Annotated in this window: 2 protein-coding genes; both read right to left on the reverse strand. The window is 65.7% G+C overall.

Features of this window, described 5'->3' with window-relative positions:
• A partial coding sequence (locus tag VGK20_12715) for a glycerophosphodiester phosphodiesterase family protein (GenBank protein HEY2774900.1) occupies positions 1-683 on the reverse strand: 683 nt, incomplete at its 3' end.
• Between the two features lie 15 nt (positions 684-698).
• The coding region (locus VGK20_12720) for a M23 family metallopeptidase (GenBank protein ID HEY2774901.1) at positions 699-1,638 on the reverse strand (940 nt) is incomplete at its 5' end.

Genomic DNA, 1,638 nt, shown 5'->3' on the forward strand with positions numbered 1-1,638 from the left:
GCGACGCTCTGCGGCGTCACCAGCCGCCACGACTCGTATTCGGGCGGAATCTGTAGCGCGTCGCCGCGCGGCTGGTAGGGCTCGGCCCCCGGCGCCAGTGACACCATAAAGCCGGCGATCTCATGGTACGGAAATCCGGTGGGCAGCGTCGGCGCAAGCGCCCGTATTTCGTCGAGCGGCGCCTGCTCCTCGCTCGCGATCAGCACGCGCCGGCGCATCCCGGCCCGCTCGATAACTTCGAGCAGTGCCGGCGTCAGGCTCGGGACGCTCTGCTTGACTTCGACGATGTAGCGCCGTTCGGGAAAAGCCGCAAAAACTTCGGCCAACGCCGGGACCTCGATTCCGCGCCCGCGAAACGGGAACCCACCGGCGCCGCCGCCAGCGCTGTCAGTGGCGGTAGTAAACCCCCATCCCGCGTCGGCGCGCTTCAGCTCGGCCAGCGTCAGGTCGGAGATTTCCACGTCGAGGCCGCAGGTGCGCTTGAGATTCGCGTCGTGGCTGACGACGACGACGCGGTCTCGCGTCAGGTGGACGTCGAGCTCGAAGTACGGCGCGTCGGCCTCGGCGGCGGCGCGAAAAGAGGGGAGCGTATTTTCGGGGTACTCGCCGCTCGCGCCGCGATGAGCGATTACACGGGGCGTCGGGAGATCGAAGAAGTCGCTATCCAGTGCCGAACGGGCCACGGCGGGCGCAGAAAACTAGCGCTCCAGTGCAGCGCGCCACGAACGCCAATGACGCCGGTGCGTGCCCTGCCCGGCCACCGGATGCGCAGCGCCCTCGCCACCCGTCGCAGCCTGCGCGCTCAGGGTGCTCGGAGCGCCAACGTGGAAATGACCGCCCAGGTCGGGCAGCTTCGAGAGCATCGTGAGGTAGTTATCCTTGAACTGCTCGAACAGCGACCGCATCCGCGGCGACACCTGGTGGTTGACGCCGATATTCTCAGTCAGCGGGTTGATGTATTGACCCTCGCGTTCCAGCGCGAAGTGCAGATGCGGTCCGGTGGAGAGGCCGCTGGTCCCGACGCGCCCGATAACCTCGCCCAGCGACACCGATTCGCCGCGGTCCAGCCCCGGCGTAATTTGCGACAGATGGCCGTAGATGCTCACCATGCCCTGCGAATGGTCCAGCCGCACGCATCGCCCCAGCTCTCCGCACCATCCGGCGTACTCGACGCGTCCGTCCGCCACCGCCTGGACCGGAGTGCCGTAGCTCGCGGCTAAATCCACGCCGACATGGGGGCGGTACTCGTGGAGAATCGGGTGGTAGCGATGGAAGGTGAAGCCCGAGGAAATGTAGTTGAACTTGACCGGGAAACGCAGGGTCTGCGGAGCGCCCAGTTCCTGGCCGTCGGCGTCGAACAGGCGCGCCTGGCCGTGCTCGTCGCGAAAGGCAAAGGCGCTCATGATTCGGTCCTCGGTTTCGATCTGCGCCGCCTCGACGCCGGTCACCAGGTTATAGCTGCCGTCGCGAGCTACTTTTTCCTGATAGATGAGCTTCACGACCGAACCCGACGGCAATTCATCGAGCGGATGATGGTCGCTGAAAGCGTTCTCCAAGGTATAGACGATTGGCTCGGGCAGATTGTGCAGTTGTGCGGCGGTGCGGAAGCTGCGATCGACCTGGAACGCGACACTGACT

The organism is Candidatus Binatia bacterium (assembly GCA_036493895.1).
Classification (GTDB): Bacteria; Desulfobacterota; Binatia; order UBA1149; family CAITLU01; genus DATNBU01.